Below are 23,573 nucleotides of genomic sequence, written 5' to 3'. Positions count from 1 at the left end.
CAGGCCACCATCGCCACTGCCTTATTTACATGGAAGCGAACCATGAAACACACCCTGAAAAAATATGCGGTTTCAGCCCTGTTGCTGGGCGCCGGCAGCTGCATGGCCGCCACCGACATGCGCCAGGTCGTGGACAGCCACGTCACCCCTCTGATGAAACAGCAAGGCATCCCGGGCCTGACGGTCGCGGTCGTCCAGCACGGCAAAGTGCAATACTTTAACTACGGCGTCGCCGCCAAAGACACCCAGGCACCCGTCACTGAAAACACCCTGTTCGAAATCGGCTCAGTGAGCAAAACCTTCAACGCCACCCTCGGCGGGTATGCCCAGGCCATCGGCAAGCTCAAGCTGTCGGACATGACCAGCCAACATCTGCCCGTCCTGGCTGGCAGCGCGTTCGATCGCATCAGCCTGCTGCAACTGGCCACTTACACCGCCGGCGGCCTGACGCTGCAGTTTCCGGATGCCGCCGACAGTGCAACCACCATGATGGATTACTTCCAGCATTGGAAACCCACTTATGCGCCTGGGGAACAACGCCTTTACTCCAACCCCAGCATTGGCCTGTTCGGTTACGTGACCGCAAAAAGCCTGGGCCAGCCGTTCACCGTCGCCATGGAAAAAACCCTGCTGCCCAAGCTGGGCTTGACCAATACCTATACCCGCGTCCCCGCCGACAAGGCTGGCCAATACGCCCAGGGCTATGACAGCCAGCAGAAACCGGTACGCGTCAACCCTGGCGCCCTGGACTTCGAAGCCTATGGCCTCAAGAGCAGCAGCCAGGACCTGGCCCGCTACGTGATCGCGAACATGCACCCGCAAACCCTGGAGCAACCGGTGCAGCAGGCCCTTGCCACCACTCACGCCGGCTACTACACCGTCAACGGCATGACCCAGGGCCTGGGCTGGGAACGCTACCCCTACCCCATCGCCCTGCAAGCGTTGCTTGACGGCAACTCCACACCGATGGCGATGGAGCCGCACAAGGTTAACTGGCTCAAACCCGCCCAGCCGCAGCCCGCCAACGTGCTCTACAACAAAACCGGCTCCACCGGCGGCTTTGGCGCCTATGTGGCGTATGTACCCAGCAAGGACATGGGTGTGGTAATCCTCGCCAACAAGAACTACCCGAATGCCGAACGGGTGAAAGTGGCTTATGCGATCTTGAGTGCAATGGATAACTGAAGCCGGTATACCCCGATGGGCGGGGGCTTGCCTTAGTGTCGGTGGTGCACGTTTGAAGATCGCTGGGCTCTAGGTACAATCACCGCCCCTCTCCCACTCCCCCAAGGATCCGCCATGTCCGGGCTTGAACTGTTTGCCGCCGCCCTGGGGGTGATCGCCGTTTGGCTAACGGTCAAACAAAACCCCTGGTGCTGGCCCATCGGCCTGGTGATGGTGTTGCTCTACACCTGGGTTTTCTTTGAGGTCAAGCTCTACTCCGACATGCTCCTGCAATTGGTCTATGCGGCCTTGCAGGTCTACGGCTGGTGGCAGTGGACCCGCGCCGGCGAGGTCAAGCAGGGCCGCCAGGTCACTAGCCTGGGCGTGCCGGCGATCATGGCCAGCCTGGCTGTTGGCGCCGTCGGCAGCCTGTTGCTGGGTGCCGCCATGGCCCACTGGACCGACGCCGCCCAGCCCTGGCTGGACGCCGCGCTCACCGGTTTCAGCCTGGTGGCGCAGATGTGGATGGCGCAAAAACGCGTGCAGTGCTGGGCATTATGGATCGTGGTCGATGTGATCTTCGTCGGCCTGTTCCTTTACAAAGGCCTCTACCTCACCGCCGCGCTCTACGCGCTGTTTACCGTGATTGCCGTGCAAGGTTGGCGCGAGTGGCGCGCCGACCCGGCGTTGCGCACATGAAAGTGGTGGTATTGGCGGGCCCCGAATCCAGCGGCAAGAGCTGGCTGGCGGCGCAGTTGCACGCGCACTTCGGCGGGTTGATGGTGGGGGAATATGTGCGGTACTTCATCGATCAGCATCAGCGCGACACCACCCTGGCGGATATCCCGGCCATCGCCGAAGGCCAGTTGGCCTGGGAGGATGCCGCCCGCGCCAAATGCCCCGCGTTGCTGATCCTCGACACCCACCTGCTGACTAACAAACTTTGGAGCCAGACCCTGTTCGGCGATTACCCCGGCTGGCTTGATGACGAACTCCTGGCGCGGCATTACGACCTGCACCTGCTGCTCTCCCCCGAAGACGTGGAATGGAGTGCCGACGGCCAGCGCTGCCAGCCGGAACTGGCGGATCGCCGGGCGTTTTTTCAGGCCAGCCTGGAGTGGATGCAGGAGCATCGACAGCCACGGGTGGTGATTGGTGGAGACTGGGAACAACGGCGCCAGGCGGCATTTGCCGCAGTAACCCAGCTGCTCAAGCCCTGACACACTGCCCCCTGTGGGAGCGGGCTTGCTCGCGAATGCTCTGTATCAGCTAGCACATGCATAGACTGACCCACCGCTTTCGCAGGCAAGCCCGCTCCCACATTTTTTACCGTACCAGGTTTCAGTAGCCCAACGACAACCCCGTATTGCGTCGCGGGTCATTGGCCCCATAGAAGCGGTTGTTACCCACCGGCTTGCCATCCAGAGAAGGCGCACCGACCAGGATCGCGGCCAAATGGTTGGCATCTTGGGGACCTGCAAATTTATGGCCCCAGCTCTCGAGAATCTTCTGGGTATCCGGGCTCACGGCAAACGTCTCAAGGTTGGTGGTCTCAGGCATCCACTGCTGGTGGAAACGCGGCGCGTCCACGGCTTCCTGGATATTCATCTTGTAGTCGATGACATTCAGGATGGTCAGCAAAGTCGCAGTGATGATGCGACTGCCCCCCGGTGTACCGACCACCATCACCGCCTTGCCGTCCTTGGTGACGATGGTCGGGCTCATCGACGACAGCGGCGCCTTGCCCGGTGCGATGGCGTTGGCTTCGCCCTGCACCAGCCCATACATATTCGGTACGCCGACCTTGACGGTGAAGTCGTCCATTTCATCGTTGAGGATCACCCCGGTCTTGCTCGCCATCACCCCGGCGCCAAACCAGTCGTTGAGGGTATAGGTCACCGAGACCGCGTTGCCCCATTGGTCGACGATGGAATAGTGGGTGGTGTTATTGCCTTCATGGGGCGATACACCTGGCTTGATCGCCTGGGAGTCACCGGCCTTCTGCGGTTCGATCGCCGCGCGCAGCTTAGCCGCATAGTTTTTGTCCAGCAGGTGCTCAATGGGGTTCTTCACGAAGTCCGGGTCGCCGAGATAGCTGTTGCGGTCCACGTAGGCGTGGCGCATCGCTTCGATCTGGTAGTGCAGGCCCTGGGCCGAGTGATAGCCCAGATCGGCCATCGGGTAGCCTTCGAGGATATTCATGATCTGGCAGATCACCACACCGCCCGAGCTGGGTGGCGGCGCCGAGACCACATGGTAGCCACGGTAGTCGCACTCGATGGGGGCCAGTTCGCGGGTTTTGTAGGCGTCGAGGTCAGCCTGGGTGATGATGCCTTTGCCGGCCTGGCTGGAATCCACCACCGCCTTGGCGACCCAGCCTTTATAGAAACCGTCGGTGCCCTTGGCCGAGATTTCCTTGAGGGTCTTGGCCAGGTCCTTCTGCACCAGCTTCTGGCCTACCTGCATCGGCTCGCCGTTATGCAGGAAGATGCCACGCATATCCTGGTCTTTTTCGAACTCACCGGTGGCGGTGTGCAACAGGTCGATATCGCCCTGCTCCAGGTCAAAGCCGTTTTCCGCCAGCTTGATCGCCGGGGCAATCACTTGGGCGCGCTTGAGTGTGCCGTATTTGCTCAGGGCCAGTTCCATGCCGGACACCGTGCCCGGTACGCCGACCGCCAAATGGCCTTTGGCGCTGAGGCCCTCGACCACATTGCCGGCCTTGTCGAGGTACATGTCAGCCGTCGCCGCCAACGGGGCTTTTTCGCGGAAGTCGAGGAAGGTCTTGCGCCCGTCCGCCAGTTGCACGGTCATGAAGCCACCGCCGCCCAGGTTGCCCGCCGCCGGGTACACCACCGCCAGCGCATAACCTACCGCCACCGCCGCATCGACCGCGTTGCCGCCGGCCTTGAGCACATCGACACCCACGTGGGTTGCCAGGTGCTGGGCCGTGACCACCATGCCATTTTCACCCGCAACCGGGGCCTGGGAAGCTGCATGCACCCCGTTGATCGTTACTACCAGCGCGGTAGCAATCAAGGTGTGACTCAAGGGTTGGTATTTCATCCATGGCTACTCTGATTATTGAGATGCACCAAAATAGCCCTCGCCTGACTAAATCCCCAGCGCGATGGCGCTTTTGACACAGAACTTGTCGGTCATGGGACACACTCGCCCTATTGGCCGCTATTTCACAGGCATGCAGCTTGAACACGCCAACATACTGCAATACAGAGTCAGTTTTCATCTAGCCATTGAATTAGGTACTTTGCGTCTGCCACCCCTATGTAAACACCCCCACTATTAACATTACATTGAGAAACAATCATGTCAGCGATCCCGCGCGTTCGGCCTAACTTTCTTCGCGACCACTCTGAATATTCAGCGCCACCCGCGCAACTTCAGTCGACTGCAAACAACTCAGTTGCCTCTTCACTTTCAGATAAAGTCGCAAAAAACCTGACGCGAAATAATTACAAAATCAAAGACAAAAATAACGACGGCAAAATTGACGTTTCCTACAAATTCTTCAACTCGAATGACCCCGACACGAATTGGCTCAAGAATGGGGGGGCCCTCGAGCTCAGCGAGGCCAGAAAAAAAGCCTTCAGAAGTTCAATGCAGGCCTGGGAGGATGTGGTAAAAGTCAAGTTTACCGAGCATGCCAAGAATACGGATGCTTCCTTTGTGCTTCACGCCAACAGCGGTGTAGGGGGCTATGCGGTCTACCCAAATGATCAAGGGAGTCTTCAGAACATAGGCATTGGTACAGGAGATAGCAGATTCCCCTTGAACGCTTCAATGATTCACGAACTGGGCCATGGTTTGGGGCTTCAACATCCGGAAGGTAACTATCCGGAGAATAGCAAAACCCATACTGCCATGAGCTATAACACACCTTGGTACCGTCCGGCGACCAATGGCGTCAGCGTCTCTGACGCCACCTCAACGCCAATGATGCATGATATCGAAGCGATTCAGCGTCTCTACGAACCCAACTATGAAACTCGTAAAGGCGATACAACTTACGGATTCAACTCAAACTCAGAACGCGACTACTACAGTTTAAAGTCTTCCGATGACATGGTAGCTTTTTGTATCTGGGATGGCGGTGGCAATGACACACTGGATTTCTCCGGATATAAACAGAACCAGAGAATTAACCTTAATGCCCAGGCACTCTCGGACGTGGGCGGCCGGCGCGGTAATGTGTCCATTGCCAAAGGCGTCGTTATGGAAAATGCCATTGGCGGCTCAGGAAATGACGTACTGATCGGCAATCAGGCCAACAATCATATAACCGGGGGAGCCGGGGCCGACAACCTCACAGGAGGTGGTGGTGCAGATACATTTGTATACAGCAAAGCCAGCGACACCTCTGCCAGCAAACCGGACACCATCACTGACTTCACCAGCGGCGTCGATAAAATTGACCTAGTTAACGTCCTTAAAGAGGCCGGCATCCGCCAGCCAGACATAGTCAGCAAATTGACCGGCCGTAAAGGTGAACTGGTATTGGCGTACGATGACACTATCAAGATGTACACGTTAACGCTGGACGTGAGCGGAGGTACCACGTCTGCGTTTAAGATTTTGAGTAAACATCCCATAAAGTCCGAAGACCTTATTACGTCTGCCGATACAGCGCCAACGCCACAGCCCAAGCCTGACCCTACCCCAGCACCCGAGCCGCAGCCAACCCCGCGCCCGACACCTGAGCCAAAGCCCCAACCATGTCCCAAGCCTGCGCCTCAGCCTGAAAGCAGCCCTACCGATACCGTCTATGGATTCAACTCCAACAGCGGCAAAGCAGGTACGTCTCTTACGTCACCTTGCGATAAGCCGCACTTTACTGTCGCAGACAAAGCAGGCAACGACACCTGAATTCATAGAATAAGCGCAACGCTTGAAACGAGAGGCAGAGAGCCAGCCACCGGTAGAATCCAGGCTCTCACACCGAAGGATTCAAGCGCAGATGACTACGCATTACCGGCAGCTGACTCAGGGACAACGTTACCAGATTGAGGCTGGCTTGAGCGCCGCAGAGAGCCAGGCGAGCATTGCAAAGCGGGTCGGCGTGCATCCCTCGACGATCAGTCGCGAGGTTCGCCGCAACAGCACCCAGAATATCTACAAGGCTGTTTCTGCGGCCCATGAAAGTGATGCTCGTCGAGCGGGTGCGCGCAAGTTTTGCAAGCCGGCGACATGGCTCAGCCATCATCTCCCGGTGTGGCTCAAGCATGGCATGAGTCCGGAGCAGATCGCCCAGCGGTTGAAGCAGGAGCAGCCAAGCCGGGCGGTCAGCCATGAGTGGATTTATCGGTTCATTGCCGCCGAACAGCGCGCCGGTGGTGAGCTTTATACCTATCTGCGACATCGCCGAAAGCGCTACCGGAAACGCTATGGAAGCCACGATCGGCGCGGGCAGCTGCGTAATCGCGTGTCAATCAGTGAACGCCCAGCCGAGGTCGAAAGCCGCGAGCGCCTGGGGGACTGGGAGGGCGATACGGTACATGGACTGGGCGGTAACCTGGTGACCCTGGTTGATCGCAAAAGCGGCTATCTGAGCGCCTATCCGGTCAAGCGCAGAACGCGCCGGCAGGTAACGCGGGCGATCAATCTGATGCTTCAGGGCCATGCCGCTCACACGCTGACGCTGGATAACGGAAGGGAGTTTGCCGGGCATGAACGCATCGCGCTACGGAGCCAGTGCCAGGTCTTTTTTGCAGACCCCTATTCATCCTGGCAACGTGGCACCAATGAAAACACCAACGGTCTGCTCCGCCAGTATTTCCCCAAGGGCAGCGACTTCAGCAAGCTGACCGTCGAAGCCGTCAATCGGACAGTAGCGAGGATCAATCTACGCCCGCGCAAGCGCTTGGGCTGGAAGACGCCGTACGAAGTGCATACAGGGGTGAGCGTTGCACTTATGTGTTGAATTCAGGACACGTTTGACTTCTCTGCCTTCTGCCAAAACCAGCGAATTGATCTCACGCCCGGCGCAAGCTCGGATATCGGGGGCCTGAAGGGCAATATCAGTATCGCAACTGACACCGTCATCAAGAATGCAATTGGCGGTAATGGCGCTGACCGTATTACCGGCAATAGCGCTGACAACGTACTGGTGGGTGCCGCCGGGGCCGACAAATTGATGGGCAACGGCGGTTTCAACACGTTCAAGTACCGCGCCGCCGCCGACTCGCTCCGTGATAGCGCCGACCTGCTAGTGGATTTCACTACAGGCAAAGACACAATCGACCTGAGCGAAATGAGCGCAAAAGAAGGTGTCACCCTTAACTATGTCAGCCAGTACAGCGGCCGGGCTGGCGACACTATCCTCGTGCGAAACCCTGCCACTAACAGGTACTTTCTGGGTATTGATCTGACCGGGGATCGCAAGACCGACTTCTTGATCAAAAGCACCCGGCCAATCAGCAGTGAGGATGTGATCGGCCTTAATTTGCCGGTAGGCACCTATCTCTGAAGGCGTGAGCAACATCGTGCATTAAAGCAAATGACGCTAGAATCGGCGCCATTCTTTTACCGCCGCCCTGATACGAGCCTGTCCATGAGCTTTGATTTCGAAACCATCCACCCACGCTTCGATACCGGCAGTACCAAGTGGAGCCGTTACCCGAAAGATGTTCTGCCGATGTGGATCGCTGACATGGACATCGCCGCGCCGCCCGCCATCTTGCAAGCCCTGCACGCGCGGCTCGACCAGCAGATTCTCGGCTACAGCGTGGCCGGCCCGGACGTGCGCGACGCCATCGTCGCTGACCTGTGGGCCAAGTACGCCTGGCGCGTACAGCCCGAAGAACTGCTGTTCCTGCCTGGCGTCGAGCCTGGCTTCAATATGGCCCTGCACGCCTTCGTCCAGCCTGGCCAGGCGGTGGTGCTGCAAACCCCCAACTATCGGCCGATTCGCCTGGCGCCCGGCAACTGGAACCTGCCACGCATCGAGGTGCCGTTCGAGCAAGTCAACGGCGAGTTCCTCACGCCCCTGCCCGCGATGCGCCAAGCCCTAAACGGGGCCGGAGCCCTGTTGCTGAGCAACCCGCACAACCCCATCGGCAAAGTGTTTCCCCGTGGAGAGCTGATGGCAGTGGCCAATGCCTGCCTGGAAACCGGCGCATTGATCATCAGCGACGAAATCCACGCCGAGCTGTGCTTTGACGGCCGCCGCCACATCCCCACCGCCAGCCTCAGCCCAGAGATTGCCCAGCGCACCATCACGCTGATGTCGGCGAGCAAGGCGTATAACGTGGCCGGCCTGAAGACCTGCTTCGCCGTGATCCAGAACGCCGAGGTGCGCGAGCGTTTCAATCAGGCGCGCTGCGGCATGGTCGACAGCGTCAGCCCTCTGGGCCTGGAAGCCACCCGCGCCGCCTACAGCGAATGCACCGACTGGCTCAGCGCGCTGGTGCAGTACCTGCAAGCCAACCGCGACTACCTGCTTGACGCGGTAAAAACCCGCCTGCCCGGCGTGGTGATGCATGCACCACAGGGCACCTTCCTGGCGTGGCTCGATTGCAGCGCTCTTGGCCTGGATGACCCACAGCAGTTTTTCCTTGAGCAGGCCAAGGTCGGCCTGAGCGCGGGGATCGAATTTGGTGATGACAGCCAACAGTTCGTGCGCCTGAACTTCGGTTGCCCACGATTGATGCTGGAGGAAGGCGTCGAACGCATGGAGATCTGCTTGCAAAACCGCTGACTTCGGTCGCAGTTGCACGGGAAGAGAACGCGCCTCTTCCCGGGCTGTTTTGTCCACTCACAACTTGGCGATGGACACTTCCGTCGATTTCACAAAGGCAATCACTTCGCTGCCCACCTTCAATTCCAGGTCACGCACCGAGCGCGTGGTGATCACCGACGTCACAATGCCCGATGCGGTCTGCACATCGATTTCCGACACCACTTCCCCCAGCAGAATCTCCTTGATCACGCCTTTGAACTGGTTGCGCACGTTGATCGCTTTGATGGTCATGTCGGCTTTCCTTTTGGCTGTTGGGTCAATCCGCACGAATGCGCAGGCCCTCAAAATGCGCTGCCGGATAAAATATTAAAAGGAATAAATACCTATTTATTTATTCGATAATGATATATCGAAAAATTATGTGTCGTGCCCAGCAGCGACCTATGACCGCACATCTTGTGCGTTGACCAACTTTGTTACACCCCATATAGTGTGCCTACAAACAGATCAGACCACTACATAGTGTGCAGCGCCGGTATTTTACCGATCACACTACGCGCAGTATTTCAATGCCTTGTAGCCTGCAAAAACATTTATTTTTCGAGTACCAGGAAGGAGTATTTCCATGCTGAGTTGGGATGAAGTCGACAACGAAGACACCGGTGCAGCGGTGATCAAAGGCGCCAACGCCGGCCACGCCACCGAAGCCAACATGGACCGCCTCGACGGTGCCGGCGCCGCTGCCGCCGTGGAAGCCCGCGCCGTCACCGCCGACGACTCCGCCGCCATCGTGCGCGCCAAGGCCGCCCTGGACAAACTCGACGTCGCCGAAGGCCTCGCCGAGCTGGAAGGTGCCTCCGCCCGCGTCGCCGTTGATGAAAAGCGCATGATCAACTGCCGCGCCGACCTCAACCAACTCGTGCCATTCAAGTACGACTGGGCCTGGCAGAAGTACCTCGACGGCTGCGCCAACCACTGGATGCCGCAAGAGGTCAACATGACCGCCGACATCGCCCTGTGGAAAAACCCCGAAGGCCTGACCGACGACGAGCGCCGCATCGTCATGCGCAACCTGGGCTTCTTCTCCACCGCCGACTCCCTGGTAGCCAACAACCTGGTGCTGGCCGTGTACCGCCTGATCACCAACCCGGAGTGCCGCCAGTACATCCTGCGCCAGGCCTTCGAAGAAGCGATCCACACCCACGCCTACCAGTACTGCATCGAATCGCTGGCCATGGATGAAGGCGAGATCTTCAACATGTACCACGAGATTCCATCGGTGGCCAAAAAGGCCGCCTGGGGCCTGAAGTACACCCGCTCGATCTCCGATCCGAAGTTCGAAACCGGCACCGTCGACACCGACAAGGAACTGCTGCGCAACCTGGTCGCCTACTACTGCGTACTGGAAGGCATCTTCTTCTACTGCGGCTTCACCCAGATCCTGTCCATGGGCCGCCGCAACAAGATGACCGGCGTGGCCGAGCAGTTCCAGTACATCCTGCGCGATGAGTCGATGCACCTGAACTTCGGTATCGACGTGATCAACCAGATCAAAATCGAAAACCCACACCTGTGGGATGCCGAGATGAAGGAAGAAGCGACCCAGATGATTCTGCAGGGTACGCAGCTGGAGATCGAATACGCTCGCGACACCATGCCGCGTGGGGTGCTGGGCATGAACGCGGCGATGATGGAGGATTACCTCAAGTTCATCGCGAACCGTCGCCTGTCGCAGATCGGCTTGAAGGAAGAGTACCCAGGCACCACCAACCCGTTCCCGTGGATGAGCGAGATCATGGACTTGAAGAAAGAGAAAAACTTCTTCGAGACCCGTGTGATCGAGTATCAGACTGGCGGCGCGTTGAGCTGGGACTAATCAACACGAACCAAAAAATGTGGGAGCGGGCTTGCCCGCGATAGCGGTGTATCAGTCACGGATGTACCCACTGACACACAGCTATCGCGGGCAAGCCAGCTCCCACATTGGCTATTGTGATCCATAGACTTTGCAAGTAAGCCTTTATGCCCAACAACACCATCAAAACCCCCTGCGTCGGGCTGTGTTCCACCGTCTACGGTGACCTGGTCTGTCGGGGCTGCAAGCGTTATCACCACGAGGTGATCCAGTGGAATGGCTATAACGCCGAGGAAAAACAGGCGGTGTGGCTGCGCCTGGAACAACTGCTGGTGCAGGTGATGGCCAGCAAGCTGGAAGTGTTCGACCCGCACTGCCTGCGACAGCAGCTGGAAGCGCGCAAGATTCGTTTTATGCCGCACCAGTCGCCGTATTGCTGGGCGTACCAGTTGATTGCGCGGGGTGCGCGGGTGATTTCCAGGCTGGATGCCTATGGTTTGACGCTGTTACCGGAGTTTCGTGAACGCCACCTGGCAGATTTGCGCGATGCGATAGATCGAGAGTTCTTTTTGCTGTCCGAGGCACATTACGAACGCTATATCGCCCCTGTTTTCTTGAAAGAGTCATTCGGGCCGGCGCTGATTGCCACGCGCTGACCCAAATCGCAAACACTGCGGGAACGCGGTACAGCACTGGGCCTGTGGCTAGGGAGCTTGCTCCCGTAACGGCCCTGACAGCCGACGATGATCCAACTCACGCTCCGCGATCCAAAGTAGATAAGCGTCGACTATCAGGCCGTCATCGCAGGCAAGCCAGCTCCCACAGTTGGATGCCGGGGCTTCAGGTAGATAGGGGTCGGCTGTCAGGCCGCCTTCACAGGCAAGCCAGTTCCCACCCAATTGTGTTTAAAATGCCGCCCGCCCGATGACTGACGCTTAACGATGAACCCAGACGCACTCTCTACCCTGCACGCCCACTTGCTCACTGCCCTGGCTGACGCGCCCGCGGAAACCCGGCGCCTGTTCCATGGCCGTGGCCGCTGCTGGCCGGGCCTGGAACAACTGACGGTGGACTGGCTGCAAGGGGTAGTGCTGGTGGCGTTGTTCAAGGAAACCGAGCACCTGCAGGCCCTGAAGCAGACGCTACTGCACATCGACTGGGCCGCTTTCGGCGCGCACACCGTGGCCCTGCAACACCGCTACCTGCCGCAAAGCACCACCGAATGGCTGGTGGGCGACGCCATCGACGAGTTGACCATCACCGAGGGCGGCTTGCGCTACCTGATCGACCTGGGTAAAAAACAGAACAGCGGGCTGTTTCTCGACATGCGTTACGGGCGCAACTGGGTACGTGAGCAAGCACAGGGCCAGCGCGTGCTGAATTTGTTTGCCTATACCTGCGGTTTTTCCGTGGCCGCCATCGAAGGCGGCGCCGACCATGTGGTGAACCTGGATATGGCCCGTGGTGCCCTCAGCCGTGGCCGCGACAACCATCGTTTGAATGGGCACGACCTGAGCCGGGTGAGTTTCCTGGGCCACGACCTGTTCAAGTCCTGGGCCAAGGTGACGAACAACGGTCCTTATGACCTGGTGATCATCGACCCGCCCTCCTTCCAGAAAGGCAGTTTCCTGCTGACCAAGGATTACCAGCGCGTGCTGCGCCGCCTGCCGGACTTGCTCAGTGCCCACGGCACCGTACTGGCATGCATGAACGATCCGGCCTTCGGCGAAGATTTCCTGATCGACGGCGTGACCCGCGAAGCACCGGGCCTGCGGTTTGTACAGCGGCTGGAAAACCCACCGGAATTTCCTGACATTGATCCGCAGAGTGGACTAAAGGCACTGGTGTTCCGTCAGGGCTGATGCCGAAACATCCTACGCTTGCTACGCTAACGGATACGCCGGGCGGTGAACCTTATCCTCCCCTTCCCGGTCGATACCTGCATTCCCTGGCCAGACTCGACGGCGCTACGTCGTCGGCTGCCCCGTTTGACCTTTTGGAGAACCGCCCGTGATATCGACCCTGCATGTAGCCAGACTCAAAGCCTGGGGCGCCCACGGCTTTACCGCCACCGGTGTGGTACTGGCCTTTTTGGCCACCCTGGCGCTGCTGGAAAACTCCCCCAAGGCGTGCCTGCTGTGGCTGGGCCTGGCACTGGTGGTGGATGGCGTCGACGGCTCGCTGGCGCGACGGGTGAATGTCAGCACGGTGCTGCCCAGCTTTGACGGCTCGGTGCTGGACCTGGTGATCGACTACCTCACCTACGTGTTCATTCCTGCCCTGTTTATCTACCGCTACATCGACCTGCCCGAGTTCACCCACCTGTTTGCGGTGTCCGTGATCCTGGTGTCGTCGCTGTTCTGCTTTTGCAATGTGAACATGAAGAGCAAGGACAACTACTTCGTCGGTTTCCCTGCCGCCTGGAACGTCGTTGCGCTGTGCGTCTATATCATCCAGCCGGATGCCTGGGTCACCTTGCTGACCGTGATCGGCCTGGCGCTGTTGACCGTGACGCCGATGAAGTTCCTGCACCCGTTCCGGGTCAAGCGTTTCATGCCGATCAACATCGCGGTGACCACTATCTGGCTGCTGTGCAGCTTCCTGATGGTGGTGGATTACCCGAATACCAACCCTTGGACATTTGGCTTGTGGTCGCTGATGTCGGCGTACTTCCTGGGTATCTGCATCTGGCGCACGGCCGTGGAATGGCTGGGCGCGCACAAATAACCAGGCGGGCCCGGTAAAAGATGTGGGAGAGGCTTGCCACCTCCCACATTTGAGTCACATCGCAGTAAGATGCTGGCCTTCTGCGGCCCTCCAACAATAAGCCCTGCCCATGCCCTTCGAACTCAGCGTAGACCTCACCACCCTGGCCATCCTGGCCGTTGTCGCTTTTATCGCCGGTTTTATCGACGCCATCGCCGGCGGTGGCGGTTTGTTGACCACCCCGGCCCTGCTCACCGCCGGTATGCCGCCGCATCTGGTGCTGGGCACCAACAAGCTCAGCTCCACCTTCGGCTCGGCCACCGCCAGTTTTACCTTCTACCGCCGCAAGCTGTTCCACCCACGCCAATGGGTGCACGCCATTGTCGGTACCTTGATCGGTGCACTGACCGGCGCGGTCGTCGCTCATTACTTGCCTGCCGAAACCCTGAACAAGATGCTCCCGGTGATCGTCTTCGCCTGCGGTGTGTACCTGCTGTTCGGGGGCACGCCCAAGGCGCCACTGGATGCCGAGGCACCGATCAAAAAGAAATGGCAAGCCACCCAGGGCTTTGGCCTGGGCTTTTACGATGGCGTGGCCGGGCCCGGCACGGGGGCGTTCTGGACGGTCAGCACGATGCTGCTGCACCCCATCGATCTGGTGAAGGCCAGCGGCGTGGCGCGCAGCATGAACTTCGTCAGCAACGCCGCGGCGCTGACGGTGTTCATCATCAATGGGTCGGTGGACTGGATCGTCGGCCTGGCGATGGGTGTGTCGGTGATGTGTGGCGCGTTCTTTGGCGCACGCAGCGCGATCAGCGGCGGCGCCAAATTCATCCGCCCAGTGTTTATCACCGTGGTGCTGGGCCTGACCGTGCGCCTAGCCTGGCAGCACTGGTTCAGCGTGGCCTAGGCGGCGGGCCACGTAGAGGTCGATCAGGTAACGCGCAATCGAGCGTGACGCCGGCAACGGCGGCAGCTCGTGGATATTGAACCACTGCGCGTCCTCGATCTCGTCGGCCTGGGGAACGATATCGCCACCGGCGTATTCGGCGTGAAAGCCCAGCATCATCGAGTGAGGGAACGGCCAACATTGGCTGCCCATGTACTGGATGTTCTTGACCTCCAACTGCACCTCTTCGCGCACTTCACGGATCAGGCAGTCTTCGGCGGACTCACCCGGCTCGGCAAAACCGGCCAGGGTGCTGTAGACCCCCGTGACGAAACGCGGCGAGCGCGCCAGCAGGATGTCATCGCCACGGGTCACCAGCACGATCATGCTTGGCGAGATGCGTGGATAGCTGCGCAGGTCGCAGGCCTGGCAATACATCGCCCGCTCCCGCGGCACCTGTACCATCGCCTGGCCACAACTGCCACAAAAACGGTGCTCCCGCGCCCAGGTACCGATCTGCGCGGCGTAGCCCAGCACCTTGTACAGGGTGTGATCACCTTGCAGCATAAAGCCACGCAAGCCCTGCCAACTGCACCCTGGCACATCAGCCGGCGAGTCGAGTTCCAACAGGTACACCGGCTCGCCGTCGAGGTGGCCGATGCCGTGTTCGGCAAACACCGACAGGTCCTGGCGCTTGAGCCATTCGCGCGGGAACAGCGGGCCGTTGGTATCGTGTAAAAAGCCTTCGCGGCTGCGGGCGACGGCCCAGCCGCCGGCGGCGTCGTTGTCCAGCAGCGTTGTGGTAATCCAGCCTGGGGTCATGTCAGTCAATCCACGAATTCGGGTTTCTGCTTACTCATATGGGCCGCGATGGCCACGCGCAGGTCGTTGGATTGCAACATAGCCGAGTTCCAGGTGGCAACGTATTCCAGGCCGTCATTGACTGTGTGGTCACGCATGTAGCTGATCATGGCCTTGGTGCCAGTCACGGCAATCGGCGACTTGGCGGCGATTTGATGGGCCAGGTCCATGACACCCGCCAGCAGGCTTTGCTGATCGGCAAACACGCGATTGACCAGGCCGATACTGCGCGCTTCTTCGGCGCCGAATTGACGACCGGTGTAGGCCAGCTCACGCAGCATGCCATCGCCGATAATGCGCGGCAGGCGTTGCAAGGTGCCGACGTCAGCGGCCATGCCGATGTCGATTTCCTTGATCGAGAATTGCGCGTCTTCGGCCGCGTAGCGCATGTCGCACGCGCTGATCAGGTCGATGGCACCGCCAATGCAGTAGCCCTGGATCGCCGCCAGCACGGGCTTGCGGCAAGTGTCCACGGCGTTGAACGAAGCTTGCAGCTCGAGAATCTTGCGGCGCAGCAGGCGCGCATTGCGACCCACGTCCTTGCCAAAATCATTGGCGATCGAGGCCAGCATCATCAGGTCGATGCCCGAGGAAAAGTGCTTGCCCGCCCCGCTGAGCACCACGGCACGCACGGCGTCGGTCTCGTCGACCCATTGGAAGATGTCGATGATTTCGGTCCAGAACGCCGCGTTCATGGCGTTGATCTTTTCCGGGCGATTGATCTGCACATGGGCAACGTTGCCACTGAGTTCGACAACGAAGGCTTGGTATTCGGACATGGCAGTGATCCCTGACTGGCGATTGAGAAAGGCCAGACTATATCAAGGGTGCGCCACGGCGCATCGGCCAAAAACGGGACTGGCCACGGTGAGGGAAAAGACGCTGGATAAAACCCGACGCACAGGCCATCCTTTGTGCTTTAAGCCGCGCTGTGCGCGGCGCTCGACGTTTTAAGGATATGCCATGCACGCCCAACCTCTCGCTCCCGCCGATTTCGAATTCATTGACGCCACCTTGCTCAAATACGGCGAAGACCACTCGGTGCTGAACATGGCCGAACTCGACGGTTATTTCACCGCCCTGGTTTCCAGCCCGGCCAAGGTGGATGTGTCCGAGTGGTTCCCGGCGATCTGGGGTGGGCAAAACCCTGAATGGGACAACATGGACGAGGCCCAGGCTTTTCTCGAGCTGTGTGTACGCCATATGAATACCCTGGCCGCGCAATTGGCCACTGACTCCCAGGCATTCAAAGCCCGTTTCGATGAAACCGAACATCAAGGCCAGGCGGTGACCCTTGCCGAGGAATGGTGCTTTGGTTATGTGCGCGGCGTGACAATCGCCAACTGGCCGCCATTGCCCGCTGTACAAGCCGGGCAACTGGAGCGGATTTCCTGGTGCGCCGAACAGGACAATTTCGAATTGCCGGCGGATCTGGATGTAAACGCCCATCAACTGCAGGTCAGCGCAATCGAACCGGCTGCGCGGGCGCTGCATGACTACTGGCTGAGCCAGCGGTAAGGCAGTAGGAGCGAGCTTGCTCGCTCCTACATTCGGCCGCAGCGCATGCCAATAAAATACGCAGATCACCCACTCACTCGACAAGCATGGCGTGTTTGCCTGATGATTCGGGTCCGCACGTCGGCCACTCCACGCCACCTCGCCTTGACCAGGAGCCTTGTACCTTGAGTTCGCAGAAAACCGTGACCGTTACACCGCCCAACTTCCCCCTCACTGGCAAGGTCGCGCCCCCCGGCTCCAAATCCATTACCAATCGAGCGCTGTTGCTGGCGGCACTGGCCAAGGGCACCAGCCGTTTGAGCGGTGCGCTCAAAAGTGATGACACGCGCCACATGTCGGTCGCCCTGCGGCAGATGGGCGTCACCATCGAGGAGCCGGACGACACCACCTTTGTCGTCACCAGCCAAGGCTCGCTGCAATTGCCGGCCCAGCCGTTGTTCCTCGGCAACGCCGGCACCGCCATGCGCTTTCTCACGGCTGCCGTCGCCACCGTGCAAGGCACCGTGGTACTGGACGGTGACGAGTACATGCAAAAACGCCCGATCGGCCCGCTGCTGGCCACCCTGGGCCAGAACGGCATCCAGGTCGACAGCCCCACCGGTTGCCCACCGGTAACCGTGCACGGCGCGGGCAAGGTCCAGGCCAGGCGTTTTGAGATTGACGCCGGTTTGTCCAGCCAGTACGTATCGGCCCTGCTGATGCTGGCGGCGTGCGGCGAAGCGCCGATTGAAGTGGCGCTGACCGGCAAGGACATTGGCGCCCGTGGCTACGTGGACCTGACCCTCGATTGCATGCGTGCGTTCGGGGCCCAGGTCGACGCCGTGGACGACACCACCTGGCGCGTGGGCCCCACCGGCTATACCGCCCATGACTACCTGATCGAACCCGACGCTTCCGCCGCCACTTACCTGTGGGCCGCAGAAGTACTGACCGGTGGCCGTATCGATATTGGTGTAGCCCCACAGGACTTCACCCAGCCCGACGCCAAGGCCCAGGCCGTGATCGCGCAATTCCCGAACATGCAGGCCACGGTGGTGGGTTCACAAATGCAGGATGCGATCCCGACCCTGGCGGTGCTCGCCGCGTTCAACAACACCCCGGTGCGCTTCACTGAACTGGCGAACCTGCGCGTCAAGGAATGTGACCGCGTGCAGGCGCTGCACGATGGCCTCAACGAAATTCGTCCGGGCCTGGCGACCATCGAGGGTGATGACTTGCTGGTTGCCAGCGACCCCGCTTTGGCTGGCACCGCCTGCACCGCACTGATCGACACCCACGCCGACCATCGCATCGCCATGTGCTTTGCCCTGGCCGGGCTGAAAGTCTCGGGCATTCGCATCCAAGACCCGGACTGCGTAGCCAAGACCTACCCTGACTACTGGAAAGCGCTGGCCAGCCTGGGCGTTCACTTGAGCTACTGACACACAAACCTGTAGGGGCGAGCAAGCTCGCTCCTACAACTGAACCTTGCCGGGAGCGTCAATGACCCTTCGCCAACCCTGCCCACCCGGCGCCTGTGTCTGCAACCGTGAACAACTGCTGGAAGCTCCCGGCGCTGATCTGCGCATTCTGCAACTGACGCGACAGCAGGAAAAAATCCTGCTGGAGCGCCTGGAAAACCTCAAGAGCCTGCAAGACCTCGAACACTTGCAACAGCGGATGTACGACCAACTCGGCATCCGCGTCCACATCGCGCCCGGGCATACCGAGGTCAAAAGCATGCGCGGGATCCAGATCGTCATCGACGAACTGCCGGGCATGTGCCGCAAGACTCGCCAGTCGATCCCCGCCTCCATTCGCCGCGGCCTGGAGAAAAAACCAGAGATTGCCTACCGCTTGCTGGACGCCCACGACCTGTTTCGCGACGCTTGAATTATCCCGCGACGGCCTCACGCTCAAACAACCCCTGCCCCACCGCCCGGGCCTTGTGCAAATGCGCCTGGGCCGTGCCACTTTCCGAGTCCAACAACAACTCGGAAGTGAGTACCCGCGCCCCGCAATAATCAAAGATGCCGTAGTCGATCTGGGTATTCATGGCCTTGGCATAACCGTGTCGCTCAAAGGCACTGTCATCAGCCCCACCCAGGGCCAGCAGATGCACCTGCAAATGCCTTAGTTTCTTCTGCACCGGTGTATCGGGGCCGTAATCAATCGCCCAGCCATTGACGAATACGCGGTCGACCCAACCCTTGAGCAATGCCGGCATTGACCACCAGTAGATGGGGAATGCCAGCACCAGCGCGTCGGCGCGATCGATGCGGGCCTGCTCGGCCACCACGTCGGCTGGCGGCGTCGCCCGAGTACGGTGCACCCGATGGTCGGCCGCGCTGTAGCGTGGGTCGAACCCTTCAGCGGCAAGGTCGGCTATTTCAAAGGTGTGGCCAGAGGCGCTCAAGCCCGCGCCCACCTCGGCGGCCACGCTGTGGGTGAGGGATTGCGGGTCGTGATGGGCAACAACGATCAGTGCGTGCATGACTTTGACTCCGTTTCGGCTTAATCTACTTTTAGTAAGTTACGTCGAATAAGTTACTTTTGGTATATAAGCATGTCAAGCAATGATTCCCCTGCCCCCCGTCGTCGTTTGTCCCGTGAAGATCGCCTGCGCCAGTTACTCGACGTCGCCTGGCAATTGGTGCGTGACGAAGGCACCGACGCCCTGACCCTGGGCCGCCTGGCCGAGCTGGCGGGCGTCACCAAACCAGTGGTGTACGACCACTTCGCTACACGCGCGGGGTTGCTGGCCGCGCTGTATGCAGACTTCGACGAGCGCCAGGACCAGGTGTTTGCCGATGCCATCGCCACCAGCAAGGCGACGCTTGAGGACCGCGCGTGGGTTATCGCGTCGTCGTATGTCGATTGTGTGTTGTTGCAAGGTCGGGAAATCCCCGGGGTGATTGCCGCCTTGAGCGGTTCGCCGGAGTTGGAAGCGTCCAAGCGCGAATACGAGGCGATCTTCCTCGATAAGTGCAGAGACGCGCTGTCGCCCTTCACCCACGGCGGCAGTATTTCCCAGGCCGGGTTGCGCGCCATGCTCGGCGCGGCGGAAGCCCTGTCCCATGCGGCGGCCAATGGCGAGATCAGCCGCGAGGAAGCTCAGCAGGAACTGCTGGAGACTATCCTCGGGATGGTCAAGCGCGTCAGGCCGTAGGCAGACGGCCCTGGACGAACAGTTGCGCCTTGCGCGTCAACTGGTCCAGGTGCCGATCACGCTGTTTCTCCGCATCGACCATGGCGCGCTTGCCGTGTTTTTGCAGCAGGTAGGTGTGGATCTGCCGCACTTCCAGCGAGCTGTAGATTGAAGCCACATCCAACACGCCCATCAGCCCATCGGTGCCGTAGTTGCGGGTGTTCATCACGACCTGGGTGCCACGCGCACCGCGTACCTGGAAACCCATGGCTTCGAACACCGCAACCTTCTCTACCGCACAGGCCAGTTCGGCGTGGGGATAACGCGCCAACACCTCGTCCAGCATGCTGCGTGCCACACCCTGGCGACGAAAGCCGGCCTGCACCGCCATAAACGCGATGCCACACGCGTTCGGGTCATCCTTCACCGGCAGGTACAGGCAAAAGCCCACCACCGTCTCGTCTTCCATCGCCACGACCAACTCGACGGCGATGCCCTTTTCGCCATTCAACGCCTCAAGGTACAGGTGTACCTCAAACCCGATGGCGTACTGGTAGATGTTGTAGAGCAGGTTGCTCGGTGCCAGCGCTACGCTGCTGATATCGGTGAGGTTGTCCACCACCATCTGCAGGATCTGGCTGTTGACCGGTTCGGGGCACGGCGTGGTGTAGCGGGTAAGGCTGAACATGCAAATTCCTGGGGTTTCGCGTCAAGGCAGCGGCGATTGTACCTGTTGCGCGCCGCTCATGGCCCGCACACCTCGCGCAAACACGCGCGCAGCCAGCGATGGGCCAGGTCGGCATCCTGTCGTGGATGCCACAGCATCGCCACGGTAAACGGCGGCAACGTCACCGGCAGCTCAAAACAGTGCAACCCTCGAGGCGGCACAGTGATGTAGCGCTCAGGCACGCTGGCGATCAGGTCGGTGTCACGCGCCAGGGCGATGGCCGTATTGAAACCGGCGACCACGATGCTGACCTGCCGAACCAGACCTTGCGCCTCAAGGGCCTCATCGATCTGGCCACGGTCCTGGCCGCGCCGCGACACGTAGACATGTTGTCCCTGGGCGAAACGCGCTGCGCTCAAGGGGCCGCGGCTCAGAGCATGGCCCTCGCGCACCACGCCCACCAGGCGATCACGGAACAGCGCCTGGGTCAGCACCTCCGGGCTGGCGCCGACATCGACCACACCGGTTTCCAGGTCGACGCCACCGTCGCGCAGCAGCGCACTGTGCTTGTCGCTCTTGTGCACGAAACGCAAGCGCACCCCTGGAGCCTCCTGGGCGATACGCGCGAGCAATGCAGGGCCGAAGCGTTCGACGAACTCCTCACTGGTGCGCAGGGTGAAGGTACGCACCACCTCACCCAAGTCCAGGGTGTGCGCCGGGCGCAATACCGCATGGGCGTCCTGCACCAGTTGGCTAACCTGTTCGCGCAATTGCAACGCCCGGGGCGTCGGCACCAGGCCGCGCCCGGCACGTACCAGCAGCGGATCGCCAGTGGCCGCACGCAAACGCGCCAGGGCCCGGCTCATGGCCGAAGGGCTCAGGCGCAGGCGCTGGGCGGCGCGAGCGACGCTGCCTTCGGCAAGCAACACGTCGAGGGTGATGAGTAAATTGAGGTCGGGCATGCGGGCTCCTGATCAGGCGTTGGGTGCAGCTATAACCTGCAAGCCATGCGTCTTCCGCCATGTTAGGCGACGCCGTAGATTTGTGACAGGTGCATTCACTCAAGGAAACGCGCATGCAAACCTCCACACGCGGCGGCCTGGTCGCCTTGTCGCTGTCCATGTTGCTGGCCGCCCTGGGCACCAGCATCGCCAATGTCGGCCTGCCCAGCCTGGCGCACGCCTTCGGTGCCTCGTTTCAGGCCGTGCAGTGGGTGGTGCTCGCCTACCTGCTGGCCATCACCGCCGTGATTGTCAGCGCCGGGCGCCTGGGCGACCGTCTGGGGCGCCGGCGCTTGCTGCTGGCCGGGTTGCTGGTGTTTGCCCTGGCCTGCGCCGGGTGTGCCGCCGCGCCAACCCTGCCCTGGCTGATCGGCGCACGGGCATTCCAGGGCCTGGGCGCGGCGATCATGATGGCGATGACACTGGGCATGGTGGGTGACACTGTCACGAAAGAGAATACCGGCCGAGTCATGGGCCTGCTGGGCACCCTGTCGGCACTCGGCACGGCCATGGGTCCGAGTGTCGGCGGGGTATTGCTCAGCCTGTGGAGCTGGCGCGCGCTGTTTTTGATCGGCCTGCCCTTGGCGGGTGTGGCTGCCGCCTTCGCCTACCGTTATTTGCCGGTGGATGCTCACCGCCGCGACGCTTGGCCAGGCGATACAGTCTGGGCGCCCCTGCGCGATGCGCCGTTGCGCGCAGGCCTGGCCATGAGTGCCCTGGTGTCGGCGGTGATCATGGCCACGTTCGTGGTGGGGCCGTTCTACCTGTCCCGTGGCCTGGGCCTCGATCCCGCCTGGATGGGCTTGGCCATGGCCGTCGGGCCAACGGTCGCGGCGGTGACCGGTGTACCGGCGGGTTACCTGACCGATCGCCTTGGCAGCCCACGCCTGACCCTCATGGGATTGGGCGTGATGCTGTGCGGGGCCCTGTTGCTGTCGCTGGCGTCCGGGCTTGGCGTTTATCTCGCGGGCCTGATCGTGTTGACGGCCGGCTACAGCCTGTTCCAGGCAGCCAACAATACGGCAGTGATGAGCGATATACAGGCGACACGCCGAGGCACGGTGTCCGGCCTGCTGAATCTGTCACGGAACCTGGGCCTGATTTTCGGCGCCTCGGCCCTCGGCGCGGTGTTCGCCCGCGCCACCCCGGATGTCAGCCTCGCCGCGCCCCAGGCGGTGGCAGCCGGCCTGCACGCGACCTTCGCCATGGCGGTAGGTTTGCTGTTACTGGCGCTGCTGATCGCCTGGAGACGTGGGCATTCCCTGGCCAGCGCGAAGCAGACAAATATTGACAAGCTAAAATCGTAACGACTATTGTCTGACAACCTGATCACCAAGGTTTTCCCATGCTTGAGCTCCAGCGCCCCGATTCGCTTGTCGTACGGGTTGTCAGCGCCATTCGCGCAGAAATCGAATCCGGCCAACTGGCCCCGGAGTCGCGCCTGCCGACCGAACAGCAACTGGCCGAACAACTCAACGTCAGCCGTTCCGTGGTGCGTGAAGCCATTGCCCAGCTCAAGGCCGACGGTGTGCTCACCGCCCGCCGTGGCCTGGGCTCGTTTATTTCGCAGACCCCTGCGGGCACGGTGTTTCGGTTTCCGCAGCCCAACGGTCGACGACCTGACCTGGCGCAGATGTTCGAAGTGCGCCTGTGGATCGAAACCCAGGCCGCTTCGATTGCCGCCCAGCGCCGCGACAGCGCCGACCTGCAGCGCATGAAAAGCGCGTTGCAGGCCATGCAGGACAACCGCGACGACTTTGAAGCCGCAGCCCTGGCCGATGTGGAATTCCACCGTGCCATTGCCGACGCCAGCAAGAATGACTACTTCGTGGCCTTCCATGACTTCCTCAGGAGCCAGTTGGCCAGTGCGCGTAAAACCGCGTGGGAGAACTCGGCGTCGCGCTTTGCCACCGGTTCGGCCGATGCCACCCAGGAACATCAACAGCTCTACAATGCCATTGCCGACGGCGACGCCCAACGCGCCGCCGCCAGTGCCGAGGCACACCTGCGTGCCGCAGCGCGACGCCTGCAACTGGAATTACCGACCACGAACTGATCCACCTTGTTTGCAGCGTGTCCGCGGACACGC

The 23,573-nt window shown here is 60.6% G+C and carries 25 protein-coding genes; 18 read left to right on the top strand and 7 right to left on the bottom strand.

Annotation, left to right across the window (positions count from 1 at the left end; genetic code table 11):
* Positions 1–42 precede the first annotated feature (42 nt).
* From ampC to RHM69_RS03110, 3 genes are all read left to right on the top strand, one after another.
* On the top strand, positions 43–1,185 hold the full coding sequence (ampC, locus tag RHM69_RS03120) for a class C beta-lactamase (protein WP_200601144.1): 1,143 nt from the start codon (positions 43–45) through the stop codon (positions 1,183–1,185).
* Between the two features lie 114 nt (positions 1,186–1,299).
* Complete coding sequence (gene pnuC / locus RHM69_RS03115) at positions 1,300–1,863, top strand: nicotinamide riboside transporter PnuC (RefSeq protein WP_014718659.1); 564 nt, start codon at positions 1,300–1,302, stop codon at positions 1,861–1,863.
* On the top strand, positions 1,860–2,384 hold the full coding sequence (locus RHM69_RS03110) for an AAA family ATPase (protein ID WP_014718660.1): 525 nt from the start codon (positions 1,860–1,862) through the stop codon (positions 2,382–2,384). The genes pnuC and RHM69_RS03110 overlap by 4 nt, the downstream gene beginning before the upstream one ends.
* A gap of 121 nt (positions 2,385–2,505) precedes the next feature.
* On the opposite strand, the gene ggt is transcribed toward RHM69_RS03110, so the two are convergent.
* Positions 2,506–4,230, bottom strand: a complete 1,725-nt coding sequence (gene ggt, locus RHM69_RS03105; protein WP_103452316.1) for a gamma-glutamyltransferase — start codon at positions 4,228–4,230, stop codon at positions 2,506–2,508.
* A 261-nt stretch (positions 4,231–4,491) separates the two neighbouring features.
* Here ggt and RHM69_RS03100 point away from each other — a divergent pair, with 261 nt between their 5' ends.
* From RHM69_RS03100 to RHM69_RS03085, 4 genes are all read left to right on the top strand, one after another.
* Entirely contained in the window at positions 4,492–6,048 is a 1,557-nt protein-coding gene (locus tag RHM69_RS03100) for a M10 family metallopeptidase C-terminal domain-containing protein (protein WP_322255474.1), read from the top strand.
* Positions 6,049–6,139: 91 nt separating this feature from the next.
* Positions 6,140–7,102 carry an IS30-like element ISPpu17 family transposase gene (locus RHM69_RS03095; protein WP_004577240.1) on the top strand — a complete coding sequence of 321 codons (963 nt, stop codon included), beginning with the start codon at positions 6,140–6,142 and terminating at the stop codon, positions 7,100–7,102.
* Entirely contained in the window at positions 7,103–7,648 is a 546-nt protein-coding gene (locus tag RHM69_RS03090; protein WP_322255507.1) for a M10 family metallopeptidase C-terminal domain-containing protein, read from the top strand.
* An 84-nt stretch (positions 7,649–7,732) separates the two neighbouring features.
* Positions 7,733–8,878 (top strand): MalY/PatB family protein, encoded by a 1,146-nt coding sequence (locus RHM69_RS03085; protein ID WP_032903947.1) that lies wholly within the window; start codon positions 7,733–7,735, stop codon positions 8,876–8,878.
* A 57-nt stretch (positions 8,879–8,935) separates the two neighbouring features.
* Here the strand turns inward: RHM69_RS03085 and RHM69_RS03080 are convergent, their stop codons facing one another.
* Positions 8,936–9,151 carry a TOBE domain-containing protein gene (locus RHM69_RS03080; protein WP_003173733.1) on the bottom strand — a complete coding sequence of 72 codons (216 nt, stop codon included), beginning with the start codon at positions 9,149–9,151 and terminating at the stop codon, positions 8,936–8,938.
* 334 nt (positions 9,152–9,485) lie between these two features.
* Here RHM69_RS03080 and RHM69_RS03075 point away from each other — a divergent pair, with 334 nt between their 5' ends.
* The 5 genes from RHM69_RS03075 (at position 9,486) to RHM69_RS03055 (ending at position 14,331) form a co-directional block, all read left to right on the top strand.
* Complete coding sequence (locus RHM69_RS03075) at positions 9,486–10,736, top strand: ribonucleotide-diphosphate reductase subunit beta (RefSeq protein ID WP_322255473.1); 1,251 nt, start codon at positions 9,486–9,488, stop codon at positions 10,734–10,736.
* A gap of 146 nt (positions 10,737–10,882) precedes the next feature.
* Positions 10,883–11,371 carry a DUF1289 domain-containing protein gene (locus RHM69_RS03070; protein WP_200600361.1) on the top strand — a complete coding sequence of 163 codons (489 nt, stop codon included), beginning with the start codon at positions 10,883–10,885 and terminating at the stop codon, positions 11,369–11,371.
* A gap of 285 nt (positions 11,372–11,656) precedes the next feature.
* A complete protein-coding gene (locus tag RHM69_RS03065) occupies positions 11,657–12,577 on the top strand; it encodes a class I SAM-dependent methyltransferase (RefSeq protein ID WP_200600359.1) in 921 nt (306 codons plus the stop codon).
* 148 nt (positions 12,578–12,725) lie between these two features.
* A complete protein-coding gene (gene pcsA / locus RHM69_RS03060; protein WP_014718666.1) occupies positions 12,726–13,442 on the top strand; it encodes a phosphatidylcholine synthase in 717 nt (238 codons plus the stop codon).
* A 109-nt stretch (positions 13,443–13,551) separates the two neighbouring features.
* Complete coding sequence (locus RHM69_RS03055; RefSeq protein ID WP_003191011.1) at positions 13,552–14,331, top strand: TSUP family transporter; 780 nt, start codon at positions 13,552–13,554, stop codon at positions 14,329–14,331.
* Here RHM69_RS03055 and nudC read toward each other — a convergent pair.
* Both nudC and RHM69_RS03045 read right to left on the bottom strand, forming a co-directional pair.
* On the bottom strand, positions 14,299–15,132 hold the full coding sequence (nudC, locus tag RHM69_RS03050; RefSeq protein ID WP_014718667.1) for an NAD(+) diphosphatase: 834 nt from the start codon (positions 15,130–15,132) through the stop codon (positions 14,299–14,301). The genes RHM69_RS03055 and nudC overlap by 33 nt on opposite strands.
* A gap of 5 nt (positions 15,133–15,137) precedes the next feature.
* Complete coding sequence (locus RHM69_RS03045; protein WP_014718668.1) at positions 15,138–15,950, bottom strand: crotonase/enoyl-CoA hydratase family protein; 813 nt, start codon at positions 15,948–15,950, stop codon at positions 15,138–15,140.
* A 184-nt stretch (positions 15,951–16,134) separates the two neighbouring features.
* Here RHM69_RS03045 and RHM69_RS03040 point away from each other — a divergent pair, with 184 nt between their 5' ends.
* From RHM69_RS03040 to RHM69_RS03030, 3 genes are all read left to right on the top strand, one after another.
* A complete protein-coding gene (locus tag RHM69_RS03040) occupies positions 16,135–16,689 on the top strand; it encodes a UPF0149 family protein (RefSeq protein ID WP_019816886.1) in 555 nt (184 codons plus the stop codon).
* 164 nt (positions 16,690–16,853) lie between these two features.
* Positions 16,854–18,110 carry a 3-phosphoshikimate 1-carboxyvinyltransferase gene (locus tag RHM69_RS03035; RefSeq protein ID WP_200600357.1) on the top strand — a complete coding sequence of 419 codons (1,257 nt, stop codon included), beginning with the start codon at positions 16,854–16,856 and terminating at the stop codon, positions 18,108–18,110.
* A gap of 61 nt (positions 18,111–18,171) precedes the next feature.
* Complete coding sequence (locus tag RHM69_RS03030) at positions 18,172–18,561, top strand: hypothetical protein (protein WP_019816884.1); 390 nt, start codon at positions 18,172–18,174, stop codon at positions 18,559–18,561.
* A gap of 1 nt (position 18,562) precedes the next feature.
* On the opposite strand, the gene RHM69_RS03025 is transcribed toward RHM69_RS03030, so the two are convergent.
* Complete coding sequence (locus tag RHM69_RS03025) at positions 18,563–19,162, bottom strand: NAD(P)H-dependent oxidoreductase (protein ID WP_014718672.1); 600 nt, start codon at positions 19,160–19,162, stop codon at positions 18,563–18,565.
* A 72-nt stretch (positions 19,163–19,234) separates the two neighbouring features.
* Here RHM69_RS03025 and RHM69_RS03020 point away from each other — a divergent pair, with 72 nt between their 5' ends.
* Entirely contained in the window at positions 19,235–19,837 is a 603-nt protein-coding gene (locus RHM69_RS03020; RefSeq protein ID WP_060767714.1) for a TetR/AcrR family transcriptional regulator, read from the top strand.
* On the opposite strand, the gene RHM69_RS03015 is transcribed toward RHM69_RS03020, so the two are convergent.
* On the bottom strand, positions 19,827–20,504 hold the full coding sequence (locus RHM69_RS03015) for a GNAT family N-acetyltransferase (protein WP_014718674.1): 678 nt from the start codon (positions 20,502–20,504) through the stop codon (positions 19,827–19,829). The genes RHM69_RS03020 and RHM69_RS03015 overlap by 11 nt on opposite strands.
* A 56-nt stretch (positions 20,505–20,560) precedes the next feature.
* Positions 20,561–21,445 (bottom strand): LysR family transcriptional regulator, encoded by an 885-nt coding sequence (locus RHM69_RS03010; RefSeq protein WP_103452112.1) that lies wholly within the window; start codon positions 21,443–21,445, stop codon positions 20,561–20,563.
* A 113-nt stretch (positions 21,446–21,558) separates the two neighbouring features.
* On the opposite strand from RHM69_RS03010, the gene RHM69_RS03005 reads away from it, so the two are divergent.
* Together RHM69_RS03005 and RHM69_RS03000 are read left to right on the top strand one after the other, a co-directional pair.
* Entirely contained in the window at positions 21,559–22,791 is a 1,233-nt protein-coding gene (locus RHM69_RS03005; RefSeq protein ID WP_200600355.1) for an MFS transporter, read from the top strand.
* Positions 22,792–22,829: 38 nt separating this feature from the next.
* The gene (locus RHM69_RS03000; RefSeq protein WP_197882253.1) at positions 22,830–23,540 is read left to right on the top strand and encodes a FadR/GntR family transcriptional regulator; all 711 of its coding nucleotides are present in this window, start codon (positions 22,830–22,832) and stop codon (positions 23,538–23,540) included.
* The last annotated feature ends 33 nt before the right edge of the window (positions 23,541–23,573 follow it).

Source organism: Pseudomonas sp. CCI1.1 (assembly GCF_034348165.1).
Lineage (GTDB): Bacteria > Pseudomonadota > Gammaproteobacteria > Pseudomonadales > Pseudomonadaceae > Aquipseudomonas > Aquipseudomonas paracarnis.
This window is presented reverse-complemented; position numbering and strand designations above follow the sequence as displayed.

Excerpts from the sequence above, each read along its gene's own strand:
- ampC (WP_200601144.1), top strand. The coding sequence starts at position 43 with ATGAAACACACCCTGAAAAAATATGCGGTTTCAGCCCTGTTGCTGGGC.
- RHM69_RS03005 (WP_200600355.1), top strand. The coding sequence starts at position 21,559 with ATGCAAACCTCCACACGCGGCGGCCTGGTCGCCTTGTCGCTGTCCATG.
- nudC (WP_014718667.1), bottom strand. The coding sequence starts at position 15,132 with ATGACCCCAGGCTGGATTACCACAACGCTGCTGGACAACGACGCCGCC.
- RHM69_RS03085 (WP_032903947.1), top strand. The coding sequence starts at position 7,733 with ATGAGCTTTGATTTCGAAACCATCCACCCACGCTTCGATACCGGCAGT.
- ggt (WP_103452316.1), bottom strand. The coding sequence starts at position 4,230 with ATGAAATACCAACCCTTGAGTCACACCTTGATTGCTACCGCGCTGGTA.
- RHM69_RS03065 (WP_200600359.1), top strand. The coding sequence starts at position 11,657 with ATGAACCCAGACGCACTCTCTACCCTGCACGCCCACTTGCTCACTGCC.
- RHM69_RS03010 (WP_103452112.1), bottom strand. The coding sequence starts at position 21,445 with ATGCCCGACCTCAATTTACTCATCACCCTCGACGTGTTGCTTGCCGAA.
- RHM69_RS03095 (WP_004577240.1), top strand. The coding sequence starts at position 6,140 with ATGACTACGCATTACCGGCAGCTGACTCAGGGACAACGTTACCAGATT.
- RHM69_RS03045 (WP_014718668.1), bottom strand. The coding sequence starts at position 15,950 with ATGTCCGAATACCAAGCCTTCGTTGTCGAACTCAGTGGCAACGTTGCC.
- pnuC (WP_014718659.1), top strand. The coding sequence starts at position 1,300 with ATGTCCGGGCTTGAACTGTTTGCCGCCGCCCTGGGGGTGATCGCCGTT.
- RHM69_RS03030 (WP_019816884.1), top strand. The coding sequence starts at position 18,172 with ATGACCCTTCGCCAACCCTGCCCACCCGGCGCCTGTGTCTGCAACCGT.
- RHM69_RS03015 (WP_014718674.1), bottom strand. The coding sequence starts at position 20,504 with ATGTTCAGCCTTACCCGCTACACCACGCCGTGCCCCGAACCGGTCAAC.
- RHM69_RS03075 (WP_322255473.1), top strand. The coding sequence starts at position 9,486 with ATGCTGAGTTGGGATGAAGTCGACAACGAAGACACCGGTGCAGCGGTG.
- RHM69_RS03055 (WP_003191011.1), top strand. The coding sequence starts at position 13,552 with ATGCCCTTCGAACTCAGCGTAGACCTCACCACCCTGGCCATCCTGGCC.
- RHM69_RS03000 (WP_197882253.1), top strand. The coding sequence starts at position 22,830 with ATGCTTGAGCTCCAGCGCCCCGATTCGCTTGTCGTACGGGTTGTCAGC.
- RHM69_RS03110 (WP_014718660.1), top strand. The coding sequence starts at position 1,860 with ATGAAAGTGGTGGTATTGGCGGGCCCCGAATCCAGCGGCAAGAGCTGG.
- RHM69_RS03100 (WP_322255474.1), top strand. The coding sequence starts at position 4,492 with ATGTCAGCGATCCCGCGCGTTCGGCCTAACTTTCTTCGCGACCACTCT.
- RHM69_RS03080 (WP_003173733.1), bottom strand. The coding sequence starts at position 9,151 with ATGACCATCAAAGCGATCAACGTGCGCAACCAGTTCAAAGGCGTGATC.
- RHM69_RS03040 (WP_019816886.1), top strand. The coding sequence starts at position 16,135 with ATGCACGCCCAACCTCTCGCTCCCGCCGATTTCGAATTCATTGACGCC.
- RHM69_RS03020 (WP_060767714.1), top strand. The coding sequence starts at position 19,235 with ATGTCAAGCAATGATTCCCCTGCCCCCCGTCGTCGTTTGTCCCGTGAA.
- RHM69_RS03070 (WP_200600361.1), top strand. The coding sequence starts at position 10,883 with ATGCCCAACAACACCATCAAAACCCCCTGCGTCGGGCTGTGTTCCACC.
- RHM69_RS03025 (WP_014718672.1), bottom strand. The coding sequence starts at position 19,162 with ATGCACGCACTGATCGTTGTTGCCCATCACGACCCGCAATCCCTCACC.